This window comes from Rathayibacter sp. AY1B4 (genome assembly GCF_002932815.1).
Classification (GTDB): Bacteria; Actinomycetota; Actinomycetes; order Actinomycetales; family Microbacteriaceae; genus Rathayibacter.
In genome coordinates this window covers 15777-37641 of the sequence record NZ_PSWN01000015.1, presented here as the reverse complement: position 1 = coordinate 37641, position 21865 = coordinate 15777, and the positions used below count along the sequence as shown (strand labels likewise).

The following is a 21865-nucleotide window of genomic DNA, read 5'->3' as shown; positions in this document are numbered from 1 at the left end:
GCCGCGGCACCGGGAGCGGCGCCGCGGCGGGACGGGTCAGTCGGAGACGCGGACCGAGCGGTCGAAGGCGACGTAGCCCGAGAAGTCCTTGCCGACGCGGTCGAACGCCGTCGGGTAGGGGTGCGGGTACGACCAGGCCTTGTCCTTCTGCAGGCCGTCGCCGGTCTGCACCGAGAAGTACTGGCACTCGCCCTTCCACGGGCAGGTGTAGGGCGTGGGGCTCTCGACGAGCACGCCCTCGGCGATGCTCGACGGCGGGAAGTACCAGTTGCCCTCGATCGAGATCAGGTCGGAGTCGGGGGCGTCGGCGAGGACGACGTCGTTGAGGACGGCTTTCATGCGGGCCAGCTTTCGGTCGGGGCGGGGGGCGGAGGGACCGCCTCCGCCGAACGCTACGCCGGGGGCGTGCGACTGGTCGAGGCAGCGGCTCGGATCCGCAGGGGCTTGTGCGCTCCGCGGACGTCCTGCACCGCTCGGAGGCCGCGCCCGCCGGAGCGGCGGGTCAGCGGAGGACCGACACCTCGTCGACGGCGTCGACCCGGGCGGCGGCGCGGACCTCGTCCGCCCGCCCCTCGGCGGCGAGCAGGCGGCCGGACTCGGACGCGGTGAGCAGATGCGCGCACGCCCGGCGCAGGCCCTCGTAGGACGCGCAGGCCACCGCGGCCTCGGGCGAGACGTGGTCGATGCCCAGCCCGATGAGCGCGTCGACGACGGCGCCGGCCGCCAGCTGGTCCTCCATCGCGAACCGCGCCGCTCCGCTGTCGTCGACGTCGCCGAGGGCGATCACGTTGACGCTGGTGCGCCCGCCGTTCTCGTGCTGGCGCTCCAGGATCCAGCGGGCGACGGCCGAGCGGTCGGCCAGGCCCGCGCGGACGACGCGGCCCTCCACTCCCCCGAGGTCGGGGCTCTCGCCTCCGGGCAGAGCGTCGACGAGCACCGTGACGTGGGCGGGGGCGAGCACGCGGAGGGCGCGGGCCCCCCACTCGAAGCGGATCTGGTAGGTCGACTGGTCGACGGAGGCGGCGGGAGCGGTCACCCTGACACGGTAGCGAGCACCGGAGACGCATACACGTCCGGGGCTCCGCGCGCACCCGGTTCCCGCGCAGGGGCGGGCGGAGGAGGATGTCCCTCGTGAAGGTGATGCTCAAGCACGTGCTCGACACCGACGCCGACTCCGCCTGGCGCGCCCTGCAGAGTCCGGCCGTGTTCCGGGAGGTGATGTCCCCGCTCCTGACCGCCGCGTCGCTGGACGAGGGCGGCTTCCGCCCGACCTGGGGGCTCGGCTCCCACGAGGTCGCGATGGACGCCCTCGGGATCGTGCCGATGGGCGCGCAGGAGATCGACCTCTCCTACCGCCGCGTCCCCTCGATGCCCGACGTGCGGATCCTGCGCGACAGCGGCGGGCCCCTCACGGGCTCCCTCCGCCTCATCACCGCGTGGGACCACCGCATGGCCGTCGCCCCGCTCCCCGACGGGCGCACGCTCTTCCGCGACCGCCTCGAGTTCTCGGCGGGCCTCGCCTCGGCCGCGCTCTGGCCGTCGATGTGGGCGTTCTGGCAGTGGCGCGGCATCCGCATCCGCTCCCTCGCCCCGTCCTGGCGCCACGATCTCGGTGCCGACGCCCGCCCGCGCGGGGAGTCCGCCGCATGAGCCCCGACGGCGTCGCCGAGGAGGAGACCGAGCTGTCGCGCTCGGAGCTCCTGCGCCTCCAGTGGCCCTCCGCCGACGAGGAGGAGCAGGACGACGACGGCGTCTCGCCCCGCCGCCGCCTCACGACCGCGGTCGAGGTGTCGGACTGGCGCCGCCATGTCCAGGCCCTCTACGCGGAGGTGCGCCGGCTCTCGAACGTGGACCTGCTCGCCGCGCACGCATCCTGGATCCGCGGACGCAACGCGCTCTTCGCGCAGCACCCCTCCACCCCCCTCCTCCCGGCCGACCGCGCGCACTTCCGCTCGCTGCCGATCGCGCCCTACGACGCGTCCTGGCGCTACGAACTCGAGGTGGCCCCGGCCGAGGAGGCGCGGCGGATGGACGTGGAGACCGGCACCGACGGCACCGTCCCCTTCGAGCTGATCGGCACGGTCGAGGTGCCGGACGCCGGCAGCCTCGACGTCTGGCGCCTCGCGTCCTACGGCGGAGGCCTGTTCCTGCCGGTCAAGGACGCCCTCGCGGGGACACCCGGCGGCACCTACGGCGGCGGCCGCTACCTCCTGGACACCGTGAAGGGCGCCGACCTCGGCCCGGGCTCCGCCCCGGGGACGCTGGTGCTCGACTTCAACTTCGCCTACAACCCCTCCTGCGCCTACGACCCGGCCTGGGCCTGCCCGCTCGCCCAGGCGGGCAACCGGCTGCCGGTCGAGGTGCCGGTCGGCGAGCGCTACCGGGGCTGACACCGACCCTGGACGTTCTCGGAGGGGCGGCCGATAGCCTCCGGGCGGCGCCGTCGTGCGCCGGAAAGCAGGAAAGCCGCATGCCCCGTCCCGTCCTCCTCGTCACCGGAACCTCCACCGGCATCGGCCGCGCCACCGCGATCGAGGCCGCGCGCGCGGGCTGGCGGGTGGTCGCCACCGTGCGGGATCCGGAGCGAGCGGAGGGCCTGCGCGCCGCCGCCGCCGAGGCACGCGTCGAGCTCGACCTGCGGGCGCTCGACGTGACCGACGCGGACTCCGTCGCGGGCTGCCTCCGCGCCGTGGAGGAGGAGCTCGGCGGTCTCGACGCCCTCGTGAACAACGCCGGAGCCGGCCACCTCGGCACCCTCGAGCTGGAGGATCCGGAGGAGCTGCGCCGCGTGATGGAGGTCAACTTCTTCGGCACCGTCGCGGTCACCCGCGCCGCGATGCCGATGCTGCGCTCGTCCCGCGGTCGCATCGTCACCGTCTCGAGCGTCGGCGGCGCGATCGGGCAGCCGTTCAACGAGGACTACTGCGCGGCGAAGTTCGCGGTCGAGGGGTTCTTCGAGGCGCTCGCCCCGGTCGCCGCCTCCGTCGGCGTCCACGTGTCGCTGATCGAGCCGGGAGCGGTCCGCAGCAGCTTCGTCGAGAACGTCGGCATCGACGCGGCGGCGATGCTCGCGCAGGCCGGCCCCTATGCGCCGGCGCTCGGCGCCTACCTCGACCGCGCCGCGTCGTCCTTCTCCTCGACCCACGCGCAGGACCCGTCCGACGTCGCCGCCGTCATCCTGAAGACCCTGCGCGACCCGGAGCCGGCCTTCCGCTTGCAGACCTCGGACTGGGCGGGCGACTTCGTCGGGACCAAGCTGAGCGACCGCGACGGCTCCCGCGTGCAGGCCGCGATGCGCGGATGGATCGGCATCCACTAGAGTGGGATGGTGCGAGCGCAGCGACTGCGCTCCCCCGCGTCGTAGAACGCCCCTTGTCCCCTAGGACTCTGACCGTCGAGGATCCGTCCCGACCATCTGGCGCACGTGCATGAGGCCCCCGGCCGCGCGCACCGAATCGTACGGCGAACGGATGTGACCACCGTCACCTTCGCCCGAACGCCGATCACCCGCGCCCCGGCCACCGCCCGCGCGTCCTCGATCGGCATGATGCCCCTGAAAGGCACCACTCCATGTCGAACACCCCCCTCTCCTTCAGCGCCCTCGGCGTGCCGGCCCCCCTCGTGGCCGCGCTCACCGCGAGCGGCATCACCGAGCCCTTCCCGATCCAGGTCGACACGCTGCCCGACACCCTCGGCGGACGCGACGTCCTCGGCCGCGGCAAGACCGGCTCCGGCAAGACCCTCGCCTTCTCCATCCCGATGATCGCCCGACTCGGCGGCTCGCTCGCCGGCGGACGCCGCCGCCCCGGCCGCCCGCTCGGACTCGTCCTCGCGCCGACCCGCGAGCTCGCCACGCAGATCACCGCCGCGATGCAGCCCCTCGCCGACGCCTACGGCATCGTCACCACCACGATCTTCGGAGGCGTCTCGCAGCAGCGCCAGGTCGCCGCGCTCAAGCAGGGCGTCGACATCGTCGTGGCCTGTCCGGGCCGCCTCGAGGACCTGATGAAGCAGGGCTTCGTGAACCTCGACGCCGTCGAGATCACCGTGCTCGACGAGGCCGACCACATGGCCGACCTCGGCTTCCTGCCGGTCGTCACGCGCATCCTCGACAAGACCCCCCGCGGCGGGCAGCGCCTGCTGTTCTCCGCGACGCTCGACAACGGCGTGGACAAGCTGGTCAAGAAGTACCTCCAGAACGAGGTGCTCCACTCGGTCGACGAGGCCAACTCGCCCGTCGCGCTGATGACCCACCACGTGTTCGAGGTCGACGGCCTCGACGCCAAGAACGCGCTCGTGAAGACGCTCGCATCCGGCACCGGCCGCCGCATCCTCTTCATGCGCACCAAGCACCACGCGAAGAAGCTCGCCAAGCAGCTCACCGGCCAGGGCATCCCCGCGGTCGACCTGCACGGCAACCTCTCGCAGGTCGCCCGCGACCGGAACCTCGCCGCGTTCGGCGCCGGCACCGTCAAGGTCCTCGTCGCCACCGACGTCGCCGCCCGCGGTGTGCACGTCGACGACGTCGAGCTCGTCATCCACGTCGACCCGCCGATGGAGCACAAGGCGTACCTGCACCGCTCGGGCCGCACCGCCCGCGCCGGCAGCGAGGGAGACGTCGTCACCGTCGTCCTGCCCACGCAGCGCAGCGACGTGAAGACCCTCCTCCGCAAGGCCGCGATCCAGGTCGCGCCCCAGCAGGTGACGGCCGACTCGGCCGCCGTCGCGAAGCTCGTCGGCGACGTCGCTCCGTACGTCACCCCCAGCGCCGTCGTCGAGCCCGTCCGCGGCCAGTCGCAGGGCGGACGCTCGCAGGGCGCCAACGCGCAGCGCAAGCGCGCGGCCCGCACCGAGGGCACCGCCGCACCCCGCGGCGGACGCTCGACGGGTGCCGCGACCGGCGGAGGCGACCGACCCCGCCGCGACCGCACCGCCGCCGAGGGACCCGCCCGCGGCGGCGCCCGCGGAGGCCGCAGCCGCTCGGCCGCCGGCGCCCCCTCGACCTCGGGCGGATCGCGCTCGTTCTACAGCACCGCGACCGGCGGAGCAGCCTCGGCCGCTCCCGCCCGCGAGTCCGCCGGCGGCGGCGCCCGCCGCGGCGGCCGCCGCGCGCAGGGCTGAATCGTTTTGTGCGCCGCGGAGCGGCGCACCGCGGTCGACTTCAAGGACGGTCGCGGCGCGCAGAGCGTGTCGCGACCGGCTAGGTCCGATCCGCTCACACGCGGATCGACCGTTCGCCTCGTGGGCAGCCGCGGAGCGGCGCACCGCGGTCGGCTTCAAGCATGGTCGCGACGCGCAGAGCGTGTCGCGACCGGCTAGGCCGATCCGCTCGCACGCGGATCGACCGTTCGCCTCGCGGGGAGCCGCGGAACGGCGCACCGCGGTCGGCTTTAAGCACGGTTGCGATACGCAGAGCGTGTCGCGACCGGCTAGGCCGATCCGCTCGCACGCGGATCGACCGTTCGCCTCGCGGGGAGCGGCTGGTCCGGGGGCTGGGTGATCGGTGATCGCACGTCAACGCTCGTCCTGATCAGGACGCCGACATCACGAAGGGCCGGGGCCCGCGACTACTGGTCGCGGGCCCCGGCCCTTCGTCGTTCACGCTTCACCTCTTCGAGCGGAGTCCCGCGCAGGGAGCTCCGGAAGTCCTCACCGCGTCCTGATCAGGCGATCCCCTGCTGCGCCGTCGTCGGGCAGAGGCGCCGCCTCTCCTCGCCCGGTCACAGAGGTCCCGTGGACGCCGGATCCACGAGCCGAACGGCGGAGTCGCGTGCCGGCGGATCGGTCCAGGCGGACGCCCGACGCTCCAGCCGGCCCGCCATGCTTGCGAGCCGACCGCGGCGCGCCGCTATCGGCGCGCAGAAGGGAGCGCCGCGGCCGATCCGCGCCGCTAGGACAGGCGGCCGACGGAAGCGAGCGCGGCGCGGATCAGCGCGCCCCGCCCGCCCTCCATCTCGGCGGAGATCGCGTCGGAGCAGGCCTCGTCGGGGGTCATCCAGGTGAGCTCGAGGGCGTCCTGGCGGGGGTCGCAGGTGCCGGTGACGGGGACGACGTAGGCGAGGGAGACCGCGTGCTGGCGGTCGTCGGTGAACGGTCCCATGCCGGGCATCGGGAAGTACTCGGCGACGTGGAAGGGGAGCGGGCTCGCCGGGAGGAGGGGGAAGGCCATGGGACCGAGATCCTTCTCGAGGTGGCGGAACAGCGCGTCGCGCAGCGTCTCGCCGTACATCACGCGGCCCGAGACGATCGTGCGGGTGATCTGGCCGGAGGGGGTCGCGCGCAGGAGCACGCCGACCTCGGTGACCTGCCCGAGCCCGTCGACCCGGACGGGCACGGCCTCCACGTACAGCAGCGGGAGCCGCCGGCGGATCTCGGCGAGTTCGTCGTCGGACAGCCACCCGGAGTTCGGGTCAGGGGTGCGCACGCTCATGCAGCCATTCTCACCCTTCGCGGCTGGTGTTCCGACCGGCGGCGGCGATCCCGCACTCAGGGGGATGATGGTGCGATGGGAATCGACGCGAACGCGGTGCTGTGGTCCTCCTCCGAGCGCGACCGCGTCGGCAGGCCCCTCCTGGTGCTGCTGCACGGCTACGGCTCGCACGAGGGGGACCTGTTCTCGCTCGGCGCCTACCTGCCGCTGGAGCCGGTCCTCGCGTCCCTTCGGGCGCCTCTCGCCCTGGGCGGCGGGGCGAACGCGTGGTGGCCGCTCCGGGTGCCGCTGGTGCCAGATGAGCCGCGGGCCGATCCCGAGGCCGTCGAGGCGGCGGCGGCGGGGGTGATCGAGTGGCTCGACGCTCTGGGGCACCCGGGCCCGGTGGGGCTGCTGGGCTTCTCCCAGGGCGCCGCGCTGGCGGTGCAGCTGCTTCGGCGCGCGCCGGGCCGCTTCGCCTTCGCGGTCGCTCTGTCCGGGTTCGTGGTCCCGCTCGCCGAGGGCGACGACGCGGACGAGCGGCTCGCCCGCGAGCGTCCTCCGGTGTTCTGGGGCCGCGGGACGCTCGACACGGTGATCCCGGAGGAGCTCGTGCGGGACGCGGCGGCCTGGTTCCCGGAGCACACGGCGCTCGACGCCCGGGTCTACGAGGGCGTCGCCCACGGAGTCGGGCAGGCCGAGCTCGCCGACATCGGCACGTTCGTGCGTCTCGGCTTCGCCTGACGGGCGGACTCCCCCGCGTCAAGGGCTCGCCCCCGGGCCGCGGCCCCGGCAATGTCGGAGGTGGCAGGGAGGATGGGTGCATGCCGGACGTCCTCGAGCGCTTCTCCCCCGCCACGCGCGCGTGGTTCGAGGGCGCGTTCCCGGCGCCGACCGCCGCCCAGGAGGGCGCCTGGTCGGCCATCTCGAGTGGAGCGCATGCCCTCGTGGTCGCTCCCACCGGCTCCGGCAAGACGCTCTCGGCCTTCCTCTGGGCGATCGACCGGCTCGTGCAGGGCCCGCCGCCGGAGGATCCGCAGCACCGCACGCGCGTGCTCTACGTCTCGCCGCTCAAGGCTCTCGGCGTCGACGTCGAGCGCAACCTCCGCTCGCCGCTCGTCGGCGTCACCCAGACGGCGCTGCGGCTGAGCGCCGAGGGCATCGGCAGCGTGCCGGCCACGGTCACCGTCGGGGTGCGGTCGGGAGACACGCCCGCCGCCGAGCGGCGCGTGCTGCAGAAGACGCCGCCGGACATCCTGATCACGACCCCCGAGTCGCTCTACCTCATGCTCACCTCGGCGGCGCGCGAGTCGCTCCGCGGCGTCGAGACGGTCATCGTCGACGAGGTCCACGCGGTCGCGTCGACCAAGCGCGGGGCGCACCTCGCCGTCTCCCTCGAGCGGCTCGACGCCCTGCTCCCGAAGCCGGTGCAGCGCATCGGCCTCTCGGCGACGGTGCGCCCGCGCGAGGAGGTGGCCCGGTTCCTCGCCGGCCGCTCCCCGGTCGCGATCGTGGCTCCGGCGTCCGAGAAGCAGTGGGACCTCAGCGTCGTCGTCCCGGTCGAGGACATGTCCGAGCTGGGGACGGCGGCTCCGCAGGACGGATCGACGATGGGGGCCACCGGTCCGCAGAGCGGGTCGATCTGGCCGCACGTCGAGGAGTCGATCGTCGACCGGGTCCTCGCGCACACCTCCTCCATCGTCTTCGCGAACTCCCGCCGTCTCGCCGAGCGGCTGACCGCCCGGCTCAACGAGATCTACGCCGAGCGCCGCGAGCTCGCCGCGGAGCGGGCGCGCGAGGCGGGCGAGCCCGTCGCCGTCGGGGCCCTGCTCGCCGAGGCGGCCTCCTCCTCCGTCCGCCGCTCCCCGGCCGAGGCGATGGGAGCGGCCGGGGGCACGAGCGGCAGCGGGCAGTCCGCGCCCGACGAGGAGCCGCTGCTCGCCCGCGCCCACCACGGCTCGGTGAGCAAGGAGCAGCGCGCGATCATCGAGGACGACCTGAAGTCCGGCCGCCTGCGCTGCGTGGTCGCGACCTCGAGCCTCGAGCTGGGGATCGACATGGGCGCGGTCGACCTCGTCGTCCAGGTCGAGACGCCGCCCTCGGTCGCGAGCGCCCTGCAGCGCGTGGGTCGAGCCGGCCACCAGGTCGGCGAGGTCTCGCGCGGGTCCTTCTACCCCAAGCACCGGGCCGACCTCCTCCACTCCGCCGTGACGACGGAGCGGATGCGCTCGGGCCTGATCGAGGCGATCGCCGTCCCCGCGAACCCGCTCGACATCCTCGCGCAGCAGACCGTCGCCGCGACCGCCCTCGAGAGCCTCGACGTGGACGACTGGTTCGACACCGTCCGCCGCAGCGCCCCCTTCGTGTCCCTGCCCCGCTCCGCCTACGAGGCGACCCTCGACCTCCTCTCGGGCCGCTACCCCTCCGACCAGTTCGCGGAGCTGCGGCCGCGCCTCGTCTGGGACCGCGACGCGAACACGCTCACCGGCCGGCCCGGCGCCCAGCGCCTCGCCGTCACCAGCGGCGGCACCATCCCCGACCGCGGGCTCTTCGGCGTGTTCATGGTCGGCGAGCCGGGCTCGACCGGCAACCGCGTCGGAGAGCTCGACGAGGAGATGGTCTACGAGTCCCGCGTCGGCGACGTCTTCGCGCTCGGAGCCACCAGCTGGCGCATCCAGGAGATCACCTACGACCGCGTGATCGTGACGCCGGCGTTCGGTGAGCCCGGGCGCCTCCCGTTCTGGAAGGGCGACTCGCAGGGGCGCCCCGCCGAGCTCGGCGAGGCGATCGGGGCGTTCACCCGCGAGGTGGGCGCCGCCGCCCCCGAGACGGCGCGCGAGCGCTGCACGGCGGCCGGGCTCGACGAGTACGCGACCAACAACCTCCTCTCCTTCCTCGACGAGCAGCGCCTGGCCACCGGGCAGATCCCGGACGACCGCACCCTCGTGCTCGAGCGCTTCCGCGACGAGCTGGGCGACTGGCGGCTGGTGCTGCACTCCCCGTACGGGATGCAGGTGCACTCGCCGTGGGCGCTCGCCATCGGCGCCCGCGTCCGCGAGCGGCACGGCGTCGACGGAGCGGCGATGGCCGGGGACGACGGCATCGTCGTGCGGATCCCCGACACCGAGTCGGAGCCGCCGGGCTCCGAGCTGTTCCTGTTCGAGCGCGAGGAGCTGGAGCAGCTGGTCACGAGCGAGGTCGGCGGCTCCGCCCTCTTCGCCGCCCGGTTCCGCGAGTGCGCGGCGCGGGCGCTCCTGCTCCCGAGGTACAACCCGGGCAAGCGCTCCCCGCTCTGGCAGCAGCGGCAGCGGGCGGCGCAGCTCCTCGACGTCGCCCGCACCTACCCGACCTTCCCGATCATCCTCGAGACCGTCCGCGAGTGCCTCCAGGACGTCTACGACCTGCCCGCGCTGCTCCGGCTCGCCGCGCGGCTGGACGGGCGCGAGCTGCGGATCCTCGAGGTCGAGACGCCGACCGCCAGTCCGTTCGCGCGGTCCATGCTCTTCGGCTACGTCGCGGCCTTCATGTACGAGGGCGACAGCCCGCTCGCCGAGCGCCGCGCGGCAGCGCTCTCGGTCGACGCGACGCTCCTCGGCGAGCTGCTCGGCCGAGCGGAGCTGCGCGAGCTGCTCGACCCGGCCGTCCTCGCGCAGATCGAGCGCGAGCTGCAGCGCGTCGAGCCCGAGCGCCGCCTCCGCGGGCTCGAGGGCGCCGCCGACCTGCTCCGGCTGCTCGGCCCGCTGACGCTCGACGAGCTCGGGGAGCGCCTGGTCGACGAATCGGTCGCCTCGGCGGACGTCGCGAAGGCGCCCGCGATCGAGCGCGCGGTGCTCGAGGCCGACGTGGCCGCGCTCGTGAAGGCCAAGCGCGTTCTGCCCGTGGGCCTCGGCGGTGAGCAGCGGTACGCCGCGATGGAGGACGCCTCCCGGCTCCGCGACGCTCTCGGCGTGCCCCTGCCGATCGGCGTCCCCGTCGCCTTCATCGACCCGGTCCGCGATCCGCTCGGCGACCTCGTCGCCCGCTACGCGCGCACCCACGGCCCCTTCACCGCCGCCGCCGTCGCCACCCGCCTGGGCCTCGGCGTCGCGGCCGTCACCGACACCCTGCGCCGCCTCGCGGGCGAGCGCCGCGTCTCGGAGGGCGAGTTCCGCCCCACCGGCACCGGGACCGAGTGGTGCGATGCCGAGGTGCTGCGCCGCCTGCGCAGCCGCTCTCTCGCCGCGCTCCGCAAGGAGGTGGAGCCGGTCGACGCGGCCGCGTACGCCCGCTTCCTCCCCGCCTGGCAGCACGTCGGCGGCTCGCTCCGCGGTATCGACGGCGTGGCCTCCGTGATCGACCAGCTGGCCGGCGCGCCCATCCCCGCGTCCGCCTGGGAGTCGCTGATCCTGCCCGCCCGGGTGCGCGACTACTCCCCCGCGATGCTCGACGAGCTCACCGCGACCGGCGAGGTCCTCTGGGCCGGCGCGGGCACCCTGCCCGGCAACGACGGCTGGGTGAGCCTCCATCTCGCCGACACGGCAGGGCTGACCCTCCCCGTCCCCGCCGCCGAGTCCGTGACCCTGACCGAGCTCCAGCAGGAGATCGTCGGCGTGCTCGGCTCGGGCGGCGGCTACTTCTTCCGCCAGCTCTCCGACGCGGTCGGCTCCACCGACGACGCGGGCCTCGTCGAGGCCCTGTGGGAGCTGGTCTGGGCCGGGCTCGTCACGAACGACACCCTGGCGCCGCTGCGCACCCTCGTCGGCTCGACCGGCGGCGCCCACCGCCAGCCGCGCGCCCCCGCCCGCGCCCGCGCGCCCCGGGGCCGGATGACCGCCCGCCCCACGATGGCCACCCGCGTGGGGCCGCCGTCCGCCGGCGGCCGCTGGTCGATCGTGCCGCTCGCGGAGTCGGACGCGACGATCCGCGGGCACGCGCTCGGCGAGACGCTGCTCGAGCGGTACGGGATCGTCACCCGCGGCTCCGTGCAGGCCGAGGGCGTCCTGGGCGGCTTCGCCCTCGCCTACAAGGTGCTGAGCGGCTTCGAGCAGCAGGGCCGCGCCCGGAGGGGCTACTTCATCGAGAAGCTGGGAGCAGCGCAGTTCGGCACAGCCGGCAGCGTCGACCGGCTCCGCACGTTCGCCCCGCAGGACGAGGCGCAGGAGCGCTCACGACCGGTGCTCGCGCTGGCGGCGACCGACCCCGCCAATCCGTTCGGCGCCGCTCTGCCGTGGCCGCAGGGCGAGGGGCACCGCCCCGGTCGGAAGGCCGGCGCGCTGGTCGCCGTCGTCGACGGAGCGCTCGCGGTCTACCTCGAGCGCGGCGGCAAGACCGCCCTCACCTTCACCGCCGACGAGGCGGCCCTCGCCGACGCGGCCGGCGCCCTCTCGCAGCTCGTCCGCTCCCGCGGGGTCGAGAAGCTGACCGTCGAGAAGATCGACGGCGTCTTCGCGCTCGGCACGCCCTTCGGCGACGCCCTCGTCGCCGCCGGCTTCGTCGCGAATCCGCGCGGCCTGAGGATGCGCTCGTGAGCGCCGGAGGGAGCCCGCGTGCCCGAGGGTGACACCGTCTACCGATCCGCCCACAACCTCGCCGAGGCGCTGGACGGCGAGGTCCTGACCCGGTGCGACGTCCGCGTGCCGAAGTACGCGACGGTCGACCTCACCGGCGAGACGATCGACGAGGTCGTCCCCCGCGGCAAGCACCTGCTGATGCGGGTCGGCGACGCGCTGATCCACTCCCACCTCAAGATGGAGGGGAGCTGGCACCTCTACGCCCGCGGCGAGGGCGAGCGGCCGAAGTGGCACCGGCCGGCGTTCCAGGCCCGGATCGTCCTCGAGACCGAAGACTGGCAGGCGGTCGGCTTCGAGCTCGGGCTCCTCGAGATCGTCCCGCGCTCGGCCGAGGAGGACGTGGTCGGCTATCTCGGCCCCGATCTGCTCGGCGCCGACTGGGACGCGGACGAGGCGCTGCGACGCCTGTCCGCCGATCCGGAGCGGCCGATCGGGCTCGCGCTGCTCGACCAGCGGATCATGGCCGGACTCGGCAACGTCTACCGCGCCGAGCTGTGCTTCCTGCGCGGCGTGCTGCCCACGCGCCCGGTCGGCGGGAGCGGCGACCTCGTGCGCACAATCGCGCTCGCGAAGCGGCTCATCACCGTGAACCGCGAGCGGATCGAGCGCACGACGACCGGCAACCTGCGCCCGGGCCAGCAGCTCTGGGTCTACGGCCGCGACCGCAAGCCGTGCCGGCGCTGCGGCACTCCGATCGAGCGCGGTGAGCTCGGCGACGACGAGCTGCAGCTGCGGGTCACCTACTGGTGCCCGCACTGCCAGAGCTGAGGGGCTACTCCTCGACCGCGGAGCGGCGCCCGGGGACGTGCTTCTCGTGCACGCCGACGTCCGTCAGGCGCTCGATGCGGTCGACGTGGCGGCCTGGCTCGCCGCCGTCCGCGACGATCCAGCTGCCGACGAGGAGGAACCCGTCGCGGCCGCCGGCCGTCAGCGGGCCCGTGATCGTGAACGACCCGAGCGCCGGAGTCGAGAACGCCACGCGCACCGGATCCCCGTGCTCGAGTCCCTCGGCCGAGCGCTCCCCGCCGACCTCGTCAGCGTCCGGAGCCAGGGCGATGCTCTGGATCTCGGTCCCCGTGCCGAGGAAGACGTCCGCGACGACGAGCTCGCCGCCGACGGCCTGCCGGACGACCCCCTCGATCCCGTAGAGGCCGTAGCGCGGGGAGCGGACGAGGACGCGCACCGAGTCGCTGATCGCGACCTCGGCGAGAGCACCGCGGATCGAGGCGACGTCCCTCCGCGCGGGAGGGGCGGACAGGGCGTCGAGGATCGGGCTGGGCATCCGATCAGGGTAGCCGCTCCGGGAGCGCACCCGCCCGGCGGATCGGCGGCGGATCCCGGGCGGCCGGGGCGCCGGGTCGCATCGGCCGCCGACGCCGCGCGCGAGCGGCGGAGCGCCGGCCGCGAGGCTCCGGCACCGCGAGACCCCGGCACTGCGGCGACACCGGCACCGCCGGGAGACGCCGGTACTGCGGCAGGCACAGGCACCGCCGGGAACGACGAAGGCCCCGCCTGAGCGGGGCCTTCGGACGATGCGGAGTCGGTGGGATTTGAACCCACGGAACCCAATAAAGGGTTCTCCACCTTAGCAGGGTGGTGCACTCGACCGGACTATGCGACGACTCCCGAGCGCCCGCTGGCGGACGCACGACGACCATCATAACCGCACCCGCGAGGGCCTCGCGACACGGGCGCCCGCCCCTCCGCGGGAAGGCGAGAAGCCGCCTACTGGTCCGACAGGGGCCGGCCGATGGTGCAGGTCTCCTGCTGCGCGGTCTGCCCGGAGACGTCGCTCGGGAGGGTGACCGGCCCGTCGGGTGCGCTCGTCGCGGGGGCGTCGGTCGCGGGGGCGTCGGTGGCCGGCGACTCCGTGGCCGCCGGAGCGTTGGTCGCCCCGGGCTCCTCCCCCGTCGACTGCGAGCCGCCGCCGGTGGTGCCGCTCAACGCGATCGGCTGGTCGGCGAGGAGAGCCGCGTTCAGCGCGGACGCCGCGTCCTCGCTCGGGTACACGCCGTTGCCGTCGATGAAGGTCGGGTACTGCACGAAGACCACGTTCGCGAGGTCGACGTCCTTCACCGCGAGGCCGATCGACACGAGGGTGTTCACGTTCTCGAGCGAGGTCGAGAGCTGCATGTTCGAGACGGCCGCCTTCGCGAGGCCGTAGAGGTTCACCGGGTTCGAGAGCGTCGACGCGCTCTTCACCTTGCGCACCAGCGATGAGAGGTACACCTGCTGGCTCGAGATGCGGGTGAGGTCGCTGCCGTCGCCGACGCCGTGCCGGGTGCGGAGGAACGCCAGCGCCTCGGCGCCGACGAGCGTGTGCGTGCCCGCGTCGAGGTTCAGCCCCGTGTACTCGTCCTGGATCGGGGTGGCGACGCAGACGTCCACTCCGCCGACCGCGTTCGACATCTCGATGACGCCCTCGAACTGGATGAGCGCCGCGTAGGGGATCTCGAGCCCGGTCAGCTGCTCGACCGTCTGCACGGTGCACGCCAGCCCGCCGGCCTCGAGCGAGGTGTTGATCTTCGCCGAGTCCACCGCGTCCGAGACGGCGCCGGTGGCCGGGTCGGTGCAGGAGGGGATCGGGACGTAGAGGTCGCGGGGGAAGCTGACGACCTCCACGGTCGAGTGGTCGGCCGAGATGTGCATGAGCATCGTGACGTCGTTGAGGTTCTCGGCACGCTCGCCGTAGGCCCCGGCGGCCGATCCGTCGGCGCTGTCGCTGCCGGCGAGCAGGATGTTGACGCCGCCCTCGATCGCCCCGATCTCGGGCACGTCGCCTCCGCCCGAGTCGATCCCTAGGTCGACGGACGGACGCGCGCTCCCGGCGATCAGCGAGGCGGCGATCGCCACGATGCAGACCGCGCTGAGCACGCCGACACCCACGCAGGCCGCGAGGATCCGCGCGGCGAAGCGCACGCCGCTCGGGCGGCGCAGGCGGCCGTGCCGTGCTGCTGTGGTCCGGGTGGACGCGCGTTCGCTCATCGGGTCGTACTCTCTCTCGGCTGCGGGACGCGTGTCGTCCCGGAGTCAGCGCGCGAGGTGGAGAGCACCCGTGGTGCCGCCCGCCCTCGGCTCAGCCGAAGAAGCCGACCGAGCAGGTCTGCTGGTCGGCGCTCTGGCCGGTGACCGATTCTGGCAGGGCAACCTTGGATCCGTCCTCGGGAGTCGCTGCAGGAGTGCCGGGTGCCGCCTCGGCCGTCGCCAGCGGATCCGCGGTCGCCGGGCCCGACGGAGCGGCGGTGTCGGCCGGGGCCGCCGCCTCGCCCTCCACGGTCGCGCCGGCGCCCGTGCCGCCGGTGATGGCGATCGGCTGATCGGTCTGCAGGGCGCTCGCCAGGACGTCGCCCGCGGCGCGGTCCGGCTCCACTCCGCTCGGAGTCGCCCCGGTCGGGTACTGCGCGAAGACGACGTCCGCGAGGTCGACGTCCTTCAGCGCGAGTCCCATCTGGACCATCGTGTTCACGTTGTCGAGACCGGTCGAGAGCGTCATGTTGCCGAGCGCCGCCTTCGCGAGACCGTAGAGCGCGACCGGGTTGAGGAGGGTGTCCGCGCTCTTGATCCGGCGCACGAGCGCCGAGAGGAAGACCTGCTGGTTGCTGATGCGGGTCAGGTCGCTGCCGTCGCCGATGCCGTGGCGGCTGCGGAGGAACTGCAGCGCCGCCATGCCCTCGAGCGAGTGCACGCCCGGCTCGAGGTAGGTGTTCGTGTAGGGGTCCGCGATCTCGGTCGCGACGCAGACGTCGACTCCGCCGACCGCGTTCGACATCTCGATCACGCCGTTGAACTGCACGACCGCGCCGTAGTCGACCCGGACGCCCATGAGGTCCTCGACGACCCCTGCCACGCAGCCGAGGCTGACGTCGCTGCCCATCGCCTCGTTGATCTTGGTGTCGTACCGGGCGGGGATCGTCTCACCCGTGGCGGCGTTCACGCACTCCGGGATGTCGACGTACATGTCGCGGGGGAAGCTCACGACCGTCGCGTTGCTGTGGTCGGCCGAGACGTGCATCAGCATGTTGACGTCGTTGAGGACGCTCGTCTCCTCATCGGGGTCGCCGTAGGCGTCGCCCTGGCCCTTCCGCGAGTCGCTGCCGACGACGAGGACGTTGAAGCCGCCCTCCAGTGCGCCGATCTCCGGGGCGCCTCCGGCCTCGACGCTGGAGCCGGCCGCGCCCGGGTGCAGGTCGACCGAGGGCTGCACGGACTGGACGATCAGCGTCGCCGCGATCGCGACCACCGACACCGAGGCGACCACGCCGACACCGCCCACGAGGGCGGCTCCCTTCACCAGGGTCCGCGCGAGGGTGTGCCGCTTCTGGCGGCCGTGCCGCACGAAGGGGCGCGGCGTGCGCGGAGTGTCGCGAGTCTGTGTCGAAGGGCCCGTGCGGCGCATCCGTCTCCCGGTGTCGAGGCGTCAGTGGTGCGGAGGTGAGGGCCGGGCGTCGATCCCGGGCGTCGCGCAATCCTATACAGAGGGCTGGCGCGTTCCGAAGGAGAGCGGGCAGGCCTCCGTCGTCGCGCGCCAGGACGGGCGTCGGAAGGCGCCGGCGGGAAGCGACGCGAAGAACGGGACTCCGCGGCGGACGGCGCGGCGGACGGCGTGGCGGAGGGCGTGGGATTCGAACCCACGAGACGTTTCCGCCCACCAGTTTTCAAGACTGGCTCCATCGGCCGCTCGGACAGCCCTCCCGGCCGCTCCCGCAGGAGCGACATCCGATAGTAACCGCCGAGCGCGCGGGACCGTGGTCAGCGCAGCGCCGAGAGCGCGATCGCCACGCCGTCCTGGTGGACCGAGGGGATCACGGCGGAGGCCACGGCCCGCACCTCGTCGGGCGCCTGCCCCATCGCGAGCCCTGCGCCCTCGGCGGCGGCCCAGGTGAGCATCTCGATGTCGTTGCGGCCGTCGCCCAGCGCGACCACGTCGCTCCGCTCGATGCCCAGCTCCTCGCGGACGACCTCGAGCGCGGTGGACTTGTTGACGCCGTGCGGGGCGATGTCGAGCCAGGCGGTCCAGCCGATGGCGTAGCTGACCTGGTGCAGGCCCATCTCCTCGACCAGCGAGGTGAACTCCTCGATGCCGGTTTCGGGCGAGATCACGACGACGCGGGTGCACAGCCGGCCGAGCAGCTCCTCGAAGGGGACGTGGGTCGTCTCGGCACCCATCACGGCACCGCCCGGGAACGCCTCGGTGTAGAAGAAGGCGCCGTCCGCGTCCTCGACGGCGTAGTGCGCGTCGGGGAGGGAGCGGCGGATGGTCTCGAGGACCTCCGTCGGGTCGAAGGTCTCGACCGTCTCGGGGACGTACGCACCGGACGCGTCGCGGCGGAGCGTGACCGCTCCGTTGCAGCAGATCACGTACTCGGGCGAGATCCCGAGGCGCTCGACGACGGGCAGGGTGGAGGAGGGCGAGCGCCCGGTGGCGAGCATCACCTCGTCGCCCTGGGCGGCCACGCGGGTGATCGCGTCCGTCACCGCGCGGGTGATGGTGCCGTCCTCGTGCATGACGGTGCCGTCGATGTCGAGGGCGACGAGGCGGCGGCCGGAGGCGCGGGCCGCGCTCATGCGACAGGCTCGAGCACCTCGAGGCCGCCGAGGTGGGGCCGCAGCGCCTCGGGGACGAGCACCGAGCCGTCCGCCCGCTGGTGGGTCTCGAGGAGGGCGACGATCCAGCGAGTGGTCGCGAGCGTGCCGTTGAGGGTGGCGACCGGAGCCGTCCTCCCCGACTCGGTGCGGTAGCGGGTGTCGAGGCGGCGGGCCTGGAACGTGGTGCAGTTCGAGGTCGAGGTCAGCTCGCGGTAGGTCTCCTGTGTGGGGACCCACGCCTCCACGTCGAACTTGCGCGCCGCGCTCTGGCCGAGGTCGCCGGCCGCCGTGTCGATGACGCGGTAGTGCAGGCCGAGGCTCTGCAGGACGTCCTCCTGGTACGAGAGCAGGCGCGCGTGCTCCGCCTCGGCGTCCTCGGGGAGGGTGTAGACGAACATCTCGAGCTTGCTGAACTGGTGCACGCGGATGATGCCGCGGGTGTCCCGTCCGCCCGAGCCCGCCTCGCGGCGGTAGCAGGTACTCCAGCCCGCGTAGCGCTTCGCGCCGCCGGAGAGGTCGAGGATCTCGTCGGCGTGGTAGCCGGCGAGGGCGACCTCGCTGGTGCCGGTGAGGTAGAGGTCGTCGTCGCGGAGGCGGTACACCTCGTCGTCGTGCTCGCCGAGGAAGCCGGTGCCGTCCATGATCTCGGGGCGCACGAGGGTCGGCGTGATCAGCGGGGTGAAGCCGGCGGCGAGCGCCTTCTCGAGGCCCAGGTTCATCAGCGCGATCTCGAGGCGGGCGACCAGGCCCTTGAGGAAGTAGAAGCGCGCGCCGCTGACCTTCGCGCCGCGCTGCATGTCGATGCCGTCCAGCAGCTCGCCGAGCTCGAGGTGGTCGCGCGGGGCGAAGTCGAAGACGGGGCGCTCGCCGACCGTCCTGACGAGCTCGAACGACTCCTCGCCGCCCGCGGGGACGCCCTCGATGATCGGGTTGGCGATGCGCTTCACCAGCACGGTGAAGGCGTCGTCGGCCTCGGACGCCTCCTGCTGGGCCTGCTTGGCGGCGGCGGCGAGGCGCTGGGCCTCGGCGACGAGGGCCGCCTTCTCGTCCTTCGGAGCCTTGGCGACGGTCTTGCCGAAGGCGTTCTGCTCGGCCCGGAGCCGCTCCGCCTCGGTGATCGCCGCACGGCGCACGCGGTCGGCCTCGAGCGCCTCGTCGACCAGCTCGACGGAGTCGCCGCGCGCCTCCTGCGAGCGCTTCAGGACGTCCGGGTTCTCGCGCAGAAGTACGGGATCAATCACCCCAGCAGTGTAGAGGAGGGCCGGGACGGGCCGCCGCCCGCGCGTACCCCCGGGGCCGGCTGAGCATCGGCCGCGAGGAGGCATCCGATCGCGCGGACGGCTGCGAATCTGAGTCATCCCCCGAGAACGTCCCCCCGCGTTCGACACCCCTGCTCCCCTGAAGGCTCTCCCATGCACGCCACCCCCCTCATCGACGCGACCCCCGGCGTCGTCCTCGAGCGCGACGGCTCCGTCGCCCGGATCACCCTCAACCGCCCCGACGCCCTCAACGCGATAGATCTCGGCACCGCGCGACTGCTGCTGAGCGCCGTCGCCGATCTCGACGCCGACGCCGGCTGCTCCGTCATCGTGATCGCCGCGGCCGGCCGCGCGTTCTGCACGGGCGGCGACATCTCGGCGATCATGGGGTCCGAGCACCCGGACCACTACCTGCGCGACGTCGCGACCACGACCGCCCAGGTGATCCGCCTGCTCGAGGACAGCCGCGCCGTCGTCGTCTGCGCGATCGACGGCATGGTCGCCGGCGCCGGCATCGCCTTCGCTCTGGCCGCCGACATCGTGATCGCGACTCCCGCCGCCCTCTTCCTCAGCGCGTACGGCGACGTCGGGCTCGTCCCGGACGTCGGAGTCACCGCCGCGCTCCCCCGCGTCGTCGGCCGCCGCCGCGCCCTGGACTTCGTGCTGTCGGGCCGCCCGGTCCGCGCGGCCGAGGCGCTGGAGTGGCAGCTCGTGACCGAGGTCGTGCCGCGCGCCGACCTCGCCGGCCGCGTCGACGAGCGCGTGCGCGCCCTGGCCGCGAAGCCGGCGCACGTCGCGTCCGCCGCCCGCCGCCTCCTGCGCACCGACCCGCTCGACCGCGCCGAGCGCATCGTCGAGGAGACGGACACCCTGGTCGAGTTCCTGGCGGTCCCCGCCACGCGCACGCTCCTGGACGCCGAGCACGAGCGCCAGGCCCGCCGCGCCGCCCGGGCGACCGCCTCGCTCTGACCCGGCGCGAGCGTCCTCGACGCCGCTCCGGCCCCGGGCCGGGCGGACGTCCGCCCGGCGGCCCACGGATCGGCCGGGCGTTCCCCTCCGATCTCGGCTACGGTGGTCCCCGCGAAGGGGAGTAGTTCCCACCGTCCGCCGAGCGGACGACGAGGCGCGTCGACATGCTGGTCCGGGACGATCCGGGCCCGGCGCTCCACCCCGGCTCCGGCCGGGGCGAACGAGACCTTCGGTCAGTCGACGCACGTCCTGACCGGTCCTCTCGCGCGGGTCGGCGGACCTGAGCCAGGAGATCGCATGGCGACCACCGCCCCCACCCCCAGTCCCGCACAGGTGCGCCGCTGGCGCCGCTACCTCGCCGACGAGCTCGCCGAGGCCTCCGTGTACCGCGACCTGGCCGGCCGCCGCTCCGGCGAGGAGCGGGAGATCCTGCTCGCGCTCGCCGTGGCCGAGGGCCGCCACGAGGAGCACTGGCGGGAGCTGCTCGGCTCCGCGGCGGAGCCCGCGCCCCGCCCGGACCTCCGCACGCGCTTCCTCGGCTTCCTCACCCGCCGCTTCGGCTCCGTGTTCGTCCTCGCCCTGATCCAGCGCGCCGAGGCCCGCTCCCCCTACGCCGACGACGACGATGCCACCGAGGCGATGGCCGCCGACGAGCGGATCCACGGCGAGGTCGTCCGCGGGCTCGCCGAGCGCGGCCGGAACCGCCTCTCCGGGACGTTCCGCGCGGCGGTCTTCGGAGCGAACGACGGCCTGGTCTCGAACCTCGCCCTCGTGCTCGGAGTGGGAGCGAGCGGAGTCGGGACGGGCGTCGTCCTGTTCACGGGCATCGCGGGCCTGCTCGCCGGCGCCCTCTCGATGGGCGCGGGCGAGTTCGTCTCGGTGCGCTCGCAGCGCGAGCTGCTCTCGGCCTCCAGCCCGGACCTCGACGCGAACCGCATCGTCCCCGACCTGGACGTCGACGCGAACGAGCTCGCCCTGGTCTACCGTGCTCGCGGGATGACCCAGGAGCAGGCCGACGCGCGTGCCGCCTCCGTCTTCACGGGCCTGCGCGGCGGCGCCGTCACCTCGCCGATCACGCTGGGTGGCCCCGCAGGAGACCCCGACGTCGACGAGCACGAGTCGATCGGCACGGGCATGGGCGCGGCGCTGTCGAGCTTCTGCTTCTTCGCCTCGGGCGCGATCATCCCGGTGCTGCCCTACCTGCTCGGCCTGACGGGGCTCGCCGCGGTGGTCGTCGCCTGCGTGCTCGTGGGCATCGCCCTGCTCGCCACCGGCGCGGTCGTCGGGCTGCTCTCGGGCGCCCCGCCGCTGGCCCGGGCGCTGCGCCAGCTCGGGATCGGCTACGGCGCGGCCCTGGTGACCTACCTCCTCGGCCTGCTCTTCGGCGCGTCCGGAGTCTGAGCCTCGGCCTCGAGGAGCTGCGCGGACTCGCGCGGCTCCTCGGCGCGGGGCCGCACGACGACGCCGCGCCACCGCAGCGCGGCCACTCCGACCGCCAGCAGCAGCGACGCCGGCAGGCAGCCCAGCAGGGGGATGCAGGAGTAGTAGAGGAGCTGCCGCTGGATCCACGCGGGCGAGGGCACGTCGGAGTCGCCGTAGTAGGGCGGAGGCGGCGAGGAGTAGCCGGTGTAGAGGAGCGCGAGGCCGATCAGGGTCCCCGCGAGGCCGGCGAGCAGGAGCACGAGGAGCCACGGGTTCCGCAGCAGGGGCGCCTCGCGCACGGGCTCGGCGGGAGCTGCGGGAGCGGGGGCGGCGGCCGGCTCCGGCAGGGGTGCGGGCGCGGTCTCGGCGCCGAGGCGGTGCGACCGCCGGCCCTCGGCGGCTCCGGCGATGTCGGGCAGGGCCATGATGCGGCGCGGTCCCGGCACGGACGAGGAGCCGGGGCGGACCACGCGCGACTCCGGGAGCGCGGGACGAGCGGCGGCTCCGGACGTGGCGGCGGGAGCGCCGGGGGCGGCACCCGTGCCGGGCCTGGCGAACGCCCGCTCGTCGCCCCTCAGACGCTCCACCGGTCCCGAGAACCCGCGCTGGAAGGCCGGGTCGTAGCGCGGGTCTACCCGTTCGTCGTCGTCGTCAGCCATCGTCGCGACCCG

18 protein-coding genes and 2 tRNA genes are annotated in these 21865 nt (G+C 74.1%); 9 read left to right on the top strand and 11 right to left on the bottom strand.

Annotation, left to right across the window (positions count from 1 at the left end; all coding sequences use genetic code 11):
• Positions 1–36: 36 nt before the first annotated feature.
• The gene (locus tag C5D66_RS11080; protein ID WP_104224584.1) at positions 37–339 is read right to left on the bottom strand and encodes a DUF427 domain-containing protein; all 303 of its coding nucleotides are present in this window, start codon (positions 337–339) and stop codon (positions 37–39) included.
• Positions 340–502: 163 nt separating this feature from the next.
• Positions 503–1036: a 2-phosphosulfolactate phosphatase gene (locus C5D66_RS11075; protein WP_104226768.1), complete on the bottom strand. Its 534-nt coding sequence runs from the start codon at positions 1034–1036 to the stop codon at positions 503–505.
• An 86-nt stretch (positions 1037–1122) separates the two neighbouring features.
• Between C5D66_RS11075 and C5D66_RS11070 the strand changes: the two genes are divergently transcribed.
• From C5D66_RS11070 to C5D66_RS11055, 4 genes are all read left to right on the top strand, one after another.
• Positions 1123–1650, top strand: a complete 528-nt coding sequence (locus C5D66_RS11070; RefSeq protein WP_258063863.1) for a hypothetical protein — start codon at positions 1123–1125, stop codon at positions 1648–1650.
• A complete protein-coding gene (locus C5D66_RS11065; RefSeq protein WP_104255694.1) occupies positions 1647–2390 on the top strand; it encodes a DUF1684 domain-containing protein in 744 nt (247 codons plus the stop codon). The genes C5D66_RS11070 and C5D66_RS11065 overlap by 4 nt, the downstream gene beginning before the upstream one ends.
• 80 nt (positions 2391–2470) lie before the next feature.
• Complete coding sequence (locus tag C5D66_RS11060; RefSeq protein WP_104255693.1) at positions 2471–3319, top strand: SDR family oxidoreductase; 849 nt, start codon at positions 2471–2473, stop codon at positions 3317–3319.
• A gap of 251 nt (positions 3320–3570) precedes the next feature.
• Complete coding sequence (locus C5D66_RS11055) at positions 3571–5121, top strand: DEAD/DEAH box helicase (protein ID WP_104225114.1); 1551 nt, start codon at positions 3571–3573, stop codon at positions 5119–5121.
• A 769-nt stretch (positions 5122–5890) separates the two neighbouring features.
• Here the strand turns inward: C5D66_RS11055 and C5D66_RS11050 are convergent.
• Complete coding sequence (locus C5D66_RS11050) at positions 5891–6430, bottom strand: NUDIX hydrolase family protein (protein ID WP_104225113.1); 540 nt, start codon at positions 6428–6430, stop codon at positions 5891–5893.
• Positions 6431–6505: 75 nt separating this feature from the next.
• Between C5D66_RS11050 and C5D66_RS11045 the strand changes: the two genes are divergently transcribed.
• The 3 genes from C5D66_RS11045 (at position 6506) to C5D66_RS11035 (ending at position 12726) form a co-directional block, all read left to right on the top strand.
• Positions 6506–7153 (top strand): alpha/beta hydrolase, encoded by a 648-nt coding sequence (locus tag C5D66_RS11045; RefSeq protein WP_104226771.1) that lies wholly within the window; start codon positions 6506–6508, stop codon positions 7151–7153.
• An 80-nt stretch (positions 7154–7233) separates the two neighbouring features.
• Positions 7234–11916 (top strand): ATP-dependent helicase, encoded by a 4683-nt coding sequence (locus C5D66_RS11040; protein ID WP_104274376.1) that lies wholly within the window; start codon positions 7234–7236, stop codon positions 11914–11916.
• An 18-nt stretch (positions 11917–11934) separates the two neighbouring features.
• Positions 11935–12726, top strand: a complete 792-nt coding sequence (locus C5D66_RS11035; RefSeq protein WP_104226773.1) for a DNA-formamidopyrimidine glycosylase family protein — start codon at positions 11935–11937, stop codon at positions 12724–12726.
• 4 nt (positions 12727–12730) lie between these two features.
• Here C5D66_RS11035 and C5D66_RS11030 read toward each other — a convergent pair whose 3' ends face one another.
• The 7 genes from C5D66_RS11030 to serS all read right to left on the bottom strand — a co-directional run bounded on the left by C5D66_RS11030 (position 12731) and on the right by serS (position 18785).
• Positions 12731–13240, bottom strand: a complete 510-nt coding sequence (locus tag C5D66_RS11030) for a hypothetical protein (RefSeq protein WP_104274375.1) — start codon at positions 13238–13240, stop codon at positions 12731–12733.
• Between the two features lie 253 nt (positions 13241–13493).
• Positions 13494–13584 (bottom strand) — tRNA-Ser (locus C5D66_RS11025).
• Positions 13585–13683: 99 nt separating this feature from the next.
• Entirely contained in the window at positions 13684–14943 is a 1260-nt protein-coding gene (locus tag C5D66_RS11020) for an LCP family protein (protein ID WP_104274374.1), read from the bottom strand.
• 91 nt (positions 14944–15034) lie between these two features.
• Positions 15035–16249: an LCP family protein gene (locus tag C5D66_RS11015; protein WP_258059448.1), complete on the bottom strand. Its 1215-nt coding sequence runs from the start codon at positions 16247–16249 to the stop codon at positions 15035–15037.
• A gap of 313 nt (positions 16250–16562) precedes the next feature.
• Positions 16563–16650, bottom strand: a tRNA-Ser gene (locus C5D66_RS11010).
• A gap of 57 nt (positions 16651–16707) precedes the next feature.
• Entirely contained in the window at positions 16708–17523 is an 816-nt protein-coding gene (locus C5D66_RS11005) for an HAD family hydrolase (RefSeq protein ID WP_104274373.1), read from the bottom strand.
• The gene (gene serS / locus C5D66_RS11000; protein ID WP_104233941.1) at positions 17520–18785 is read right to left on the bottom strand and encodes a serine--tRNA ligase; all 1266 of its coding nucleotides are present in this window, start codon (positions 18783–18785) and stop codon (positions 17520–17522) included. Before serS ends, C5D66_RS11005 begins: the two co-directional genes overlap by 4 nt.
• A 171-nt stretch (positions 18786–18956) precedes the next feature.
• Here serS and C5D66_RS10995 point away from each other — a divergent pair, with 171 nt between their 5' ends.
• Positions 18957–19772, top strand: coding sequence for an enoyl-CoA hydratase/isomerase family protein (locus C5D66_RS10995; RefSeq protein WP_104274372.1), 816 nt, complete (start codon positions 18957–18959; stop codon positions 19770–19772).
• 297 nt (positions 19773–20069) lie between these two features.
• Complete coding sequence (locus C5D66_RS10990) at positions 20070–21173, top strand: VIT1/CCC1 family protein (protein ID WP_104224963.1); 1104 nt, start codon at positions 20070–20072, stop codon at positions 21171–21173.
• Here the strand turns inward: C5D66_RS10990 and C5D66_RS10985 are convergent.
• On the bottom strand, positions 21134–21853 hold the full coding sequence (locus C5D66_RS10985) for a hypothetical protein (protein WP_104274371.1): 720 nt from the start codon (positions 21851–21853) through the stop codon (positions 21134–21136). The two genes, C5D66_RS10990 and C5D66_RS10985, sit on opposite strands and share 40 nt — an antisense overlap.
• Positions 21854–21865 lie beyond the last annotated feature (12 nt).